The following is a 5,493-nucleotide window of genomic DNA, read 5'->3' on the forward strand; positions in this document are numbered from 1 at the left end:
GTCTAAAGCAGACCGCGAAGAAGCTCGTACCATGACCCGTGGCGGTAAAGGCAAGCGTAAGCCAAGCACCCTGCAGCAGGGCTTTAACAAGCCGGCTCAGGTGGTTAACCGTGACGTGGTGATCGGCGAGACCATCACCGTTGCCGAACTGGCTAACAAGATGGCGGTAAAAGGTTCTCAGGTCATCAAAGCGATGATGAAGCTGGGCGCTATGGCCACCATCAACCAGGTCATCGACCAGGAAACCGCACAGCTGGTTGCCGAAGAGATGGGCCACAAAGTTATCCTGCGTCGTGAGAACGAGCTGGAAGAAGCGCTGATGAGCGACCGTGACACCGGCGCGGGCGCCGAGTCTCGTGCGCCAGTCGTGACCATCATGGGCCACGTTGACCATGGTAAAACCTCTCTGCTCGACTACATCCGCTCCACCAAGGTGGCGGTTGGCGAAGCAGGTGGTATTACCCAGCACATCGGTGCTTACCACGTAGAAACCGAAAACGGCATGATCACCTTCCTGGATACCCCAGGCCACGCAGCGTTTACCTCAATGCGTGCTCGTGGTGCTCAGGCGACCGATATCGTGGTTCTGGTAGTAGCAGCAGACGACGGCGTGATGCCACAAACCATCGAAGCCATTCAGCATGCTCAGGCGGCTAAAGTGCCATTGGTGGTTGCGGTTAACAAAATTGACAAACCAGAAGCCGATCCAGACCGCGTTAAGCAAGAGCTGTCGCAGTATGGCGTTATGCCAGAAGAGTGGGGTGGTGAAGCTCAGTTCGTCCACGTATCTGCGAAAGCCGGTACCGGTATCGACGAACTGTTGAACGCTATCTTGCTGCAGGCTGAAGTTCTCGAACTGAAAGCGGTTCGTAGCGGCATGGCGAGCGGTGTGGTAATCGAATCCTTCCTGGATAAAGGCCGTGGCCCAGTGGCTACCGTGCTGGTACAGGAAGGGACGCTGAACAAGGGCGATATCGTCCTGTGCGGCTTCGAGTATGGCCGTGTTCGTGCGATGCGTGACGAATTGGGCCGTGAAGTGACCTCTGCGGGTCCGTCTATCCCGGTTGAGATCCTGGGTCTGTCCAGCGTTCCTGCTGCGGGTGACGAAGCGACCGTCGTGCGTGACGAGAAGAAAGCGCGTGAAGTTGCGCTGTACCGTCAAGGCAAGTTCCGCGAAGTTAAACTGGCTCGCCAGCAGAAATCTAAACTGGAGAACATGTTCGCGAACATGACCGAAGGTGAAGTTTCTGAACTGAACATCGTGCTGAAAACCGACGTACAGGGTACCTGTGAAGCGATTTCCGATTCACTGCAGAAACTCTCCACCGATGAAGTGAAGGTGAAGATTGTGGGTTCTGGCGTAGGTGGTATCACCGAAACCGACGCAACCCTGGCTGCGGCATCCAACGCCATCATCCTGGGCTTCAACGTGCGTGCGGATGCTTCTGCCCGCCGCGTGATCGAGTCAGAAAGCCTGGATCTGCGTTACTACTCCGTGATCTATAACCTGATCGACGAAGTGAAGCAGGCGATGAGCGGTATGTTGGCGCCTGAGTACAAACAGCAGATCATCGGTCTGGCTGAAGTACGTGATGTGTTCAAATCACCTAAGTTCGGCGCTGTTGCCGGCTGTATGGTGACCGAAGGCAACATCAAGCGTCACAACCCAATCCGCGTGCTGCGTGACAACGTGGTTATCTATGAAGGCGAGCTGGAATCCCTGCGCCGCTTCAAAGATGACGTTAACGAAGTCCGTAACGGTATGGAATGTGGTATCGGCGTTAAGAACTACAACGACGTGCGCGTTGGCGACATGATCGAAGTGTTCGAAATCATCGAGATCCAGCGTACCATCGCTTAAGCCTCGAAAAACGCTTAAATCTGTTTTAGGGGGGCCTTGTGCCCCCCGATTTGTCTGGAGGGTTTCCAAATGGCAAAAGAATTCAGCCGCGGTCAACGCGTGGCACAAGAAATGCAAAAAGAGATTGCGATGATCTTGCAGCGTGAAGTCAAAGATCCGCGTGTCGGCATGGCTACCGTTTCAGGTGTTGAAGTGTCTCGCGATCTGGCTTACGCCAAAGTTTACGTCACCTTCCTGAACGTGCTGACTGAAAACCACGATCCGGATCTGGTGACCAACGGCATTAAAGCGTTGCAGGATGCCTCTGGTTATATCCGTACGCTGCTGGGCAAAGCGATGCGCCTGCGCGTAGTGCCGGAACTGACCTTCTCCTACGATAACTCACTGGTTGAAGGCATGCGCATGTCCAACCTGGTGACCAACGTAGTGAAGAACGATGCCGAACGTCGCAATGCATCAGGCGATGAAGAGGAGGCTTAATGAGTCGCCCTCGCCGTCGCGGCCGTGACATTCACGGTGTACTGCTGCTGGACAAACCGCAGGGCCTGTCGTCTAACGATGCCCTGCAAAAAGTAAAGCGTATCTATAATGCCAACCGCGCGGGCCATACTGGCGCGCTCGATCCACTGGCGACCGGTATGTTGCCAATCTGTCTGGGTGAGGCCACCAAGTTCTCCCAGTACCTGCTCGATTCCGACAAGCGTTACCGTGTGATTGCCCGTTTGGGCCAGCGCACGGACACCTCGGATGCCGATGGCCAGATCGTGCAGGAGCGGCCGGTAAACTTCACCCAGGCGCAGCTCGATACCGCACTGGACACCTTCAGGGGTAACATCCAGCAGGTGCCGTCGATGTATTCCGCACTGAAATACCAGGGCAAAAAGCTGTACGAATATGCTCGCCAGGGTATCGAAGTCCCGCGTGAAGCACGCAGCATCACCGTGTATGAGTTGCAGTTTATCCGCTGGGAAGGGGATGAACTTGAGCTGGAAATTCACTGCTCGAAAGGCACTTACATCCGCACTATTACGGATGACCTCGGTGAACTGCTGGGCTGTGGAGCGCACGTGATTTATCTGCGCCGCCTGCAGGTGGCGAAGTACCCGATCGCCCGCATGATCACGCTGGAACAGCTAAATGCGTTAGTGGAGCAGGCACAGGAGCAGAACATTGCGCCAAGCGAACTGCTCGATCCGTTGCTGATGCCGATGGACAGCCCGGCCGAAGATTTCCCTGAGGTGAACCTGTTGCCAGCGGTAGCGGGTTACGTCAAACAAGGGCAGCCGGTGCAGGCCGCAGGGGCTCCGGCCTCGGGTCTGGTGCGCATTACCGAAGGCGAAGAACGTAAATTTATCGGCATTGGCGAGATTGCCGATGATGGCCGAGTCGCACCGCGCCGCCTGGTTGTCGAATATTTCGACTGACCTGCCCGCCTTGCGATCGCCCTGCGCTAAGAGTAGAATGGCGCAGCTTATGCATTGGGTTGCTGAATTAGAGATCGGCGCCTGTATTTATTATCTATAATTTTGGAGTATGACAATGTCTCTAAGTGTTGAAGCTAAAGCTAAAATCGTAGCTGACTTCGGTCGTGGTACTAACGACAGCGGTTCTACCGAAGTTCAGGTTGCCCTGTTGACTGCGCAGATCAACCATCTGCAAGGCCACTTCTCAGAGCACAAAAAAGATCACCACAGCCGTCGTGGTCTGCTGCGTATGGTTTCTCAGCGTCGTAAGCTGCTGGACTACCTGAAGCGTAAAGATGTAGCACGTTATACCAGCCTGATCGAGCGTCTGGGTCTGCGTCGCTAATCGAGCAAGTTTCAGTAGAAAGGGGCCTAATTTGGCCCCTTTCTTCTAGGAAGCATAAGCAAATCAGGTTAATGTATTACTGAGGATCTTCCGTTACAGAGGTTCGCGCGGCTAATGAGAGGCTTTATCTCATGAGAGATAAGGATTGTCATTAGTCGCGAGGATGTAGTGAGAAGGTCAGTGAACCACAGGCGTGTCGAGTCGAAGAACGATTGCGCGCCACCAATTAAGGATTAAATTTTGCTGACTCCGATTATTCGCAAATTCCAGTATGGCCAACACACCGTGACGCTTGAAACCGGTATGATGGCACGTCAAGCCACTGCCGCCGTGATGGTGAGCATGGATGACACCGCAGTATTCGTCACCGTAGTAGGCCAAAAGAAAGCCAAACCAGGCCAGAGCTTCTTCCCTCTGACCGTGAACTATCAGGAGCGTACCTATGCTGCTGGCCGTATCCCGGGTAGCTTCTTCCGTCGTGAAGGCCGTCCGAGCGAAGGCGAAACCCTGACTTCCCGTCTGATCGACCGTCCGATCCGCCCACTGTTCCCAGATAGCTTCCTGAACGAAGTGCAAGTGATCGCCACCGTGGTTTCCGTGAACCCACAGGTGAACCCAGACATCGTAGCGATGATCGGTGCCTCTGCGGCTCTGAGCCTGTCCGGTATTCCGTTCAATGGCCCAATCGGTTCTGCACGCGTGGGTTACATCAACGATCAGTACGTATTGAACCCAACCACCGACGAGCTGAAAGAAAGCCGTCTGGACCTGGTGGTTGCCGGTACCGCAGGCGCGGTGCTGATGGTGGAATCCGAAGCTGATGTGCTGAGCGAAGATCAGATGCTGGGCGCAGTGGTGTTTGGCCATGACCAACAGCAAATCGTTATCGAAAACATTAACGCTCTGGTTGCCGAAGCTGGCAAGCCGAAGTGGGATTGGCAGGCACCAGCGGTTAACGAAGCGCTGCATGCGCGCGTAGCCGAGCTGGCCGAAAGCCGTCTGGGCGATGCTTACCACATCACCGAAAAACAAGAGCGTTACGCTCAGGTTGATGCAATCAAAGACAGCGTAGTGGAAACTCTGCTGGCGCAAGACGAAACTCTGGACGCGTCTGAAATTCAGGACATCCTCGGCACCGTTGAGAAAAACGTCGTACGCAGCCGTGTGCTGCGTGGCGAGCCGCGTATCGATGGCCGTGAGAAAGACATGATCCGTGGTCTGGACGTGCGTACTGGCGTTCTGCCACGTACCCACGGTTCCGCACTGTTCACCCGTGGTGAAACTCAGGCACTGGTTACCGCCACTCTGGGTACCGCGCGTGACGCACAGAACATCGACGAGCTGATGGGCGAGAAAACCGACAGCTTCCTGTTCCACTACAACTTCCCTCCGTACTCTGTTGGTGAAACCGGCATGGTAGGTTCACCGAAGCGTCGTGAAATCGGTCATGGTCGTCTGGCAAAACGTGGCGTTTTAGCTATGATGCCTAAACCAGAAGATTTCCCGTACACCGTACGTGTGGTGTCTGAAATCACCGAATCCAACGGGTCTTCTTCAATGGCTTCCGTTTGTGGTGCTTCTCTGGCACTGATGGACGCAGGCGTGCCAATCAAGGCTGCCGTTGCGGGTATCGCAATGGGCCTGGTGAAAGAAGAAGAAAACTTTGTTGTTCTGTCTGATATTCTGGGTGACGAAGATCACCTGGGCGACATGGACTTCAAAGTGGCCGGTAGCCGTGAAGGTATCACCGCGCTGCAGATGGACATTAAAATTGAAGGTATCACCCGCGAAATCATGCAGGTGGCTCTGAACCAGGCCAAGGG

The 5,493-nt window shown here is 54.8% G+C and carries 5 protein-coding genes; all 5 read left to right on the forward strand.

The annotated features are described in order from the left end of the window. The coding region (gene infB, locus JHD74_RS25310) for a translation initiation factor IF-2 (protein WP_199063816.1) at positions 1–1,861 on the forward strand (1,861 nt) is incomplete at its 5' end. 69 nt (positions 1,862–1,930) lie between these two features. Next, on the forward strand, positions 1,931–2,341 hold the full coding sequence (gene rbfA / locus JHD74_RS25315) for a 30S ribosome-binding factor RbfA (protein ID WP_021179053.1): 411 nt from the start codon (positions 1,931–1,933) through the stop codon (positions 2,339–2,341). Next, positions 2,341–3,285 (forward strand): tRNA pseudouridine(55) synthase TruB, encoded by a 945-nt coding sequence (truB, locus tag JHD74_RS25320; RefSeq protein WP_024529070.1) that lies wholly within the window; start codon positions 2,341–2,343, stop codon positions 3,283–3,285. The genes rbfA and truB overlap by 1 nt, the downstream gene beginning before the upstream one ends. A 115-nt stretch (positions 3,286–3,400) precedes the next feature. After that, positions 3,401–3,670, forward strand: a complete 270-nt coding sequence (gene rpsO, locus JHD74_RS25325; protein ID WP_010279698.1) for a 30S ribosomal protein S15 — start codon at positions 3,401–3,403, stop codon at positions 3,668–3,670. A 240-nt stretch (positions 3,671–3,910) separates the two neighbouring features. Next, the coding region (gene pnp, locus JHD74_RS25330; protein WP_199063817.1) for a polyribonucleotide nucleotidyltransferase at positions 3,911–5,493 on the forward strand (1,583 nt) is incomplete at its 3' end.

This window comes from Serratia sp. ASV30 (assembly GCF_016428815.1).
GTDB classification, from domain to species: Bacteria; Pseudomonadota; Gammaproteobacteria; order Enterobacterales; family Enterobacteriaceae; genus Chania; species Chania fonticola_C.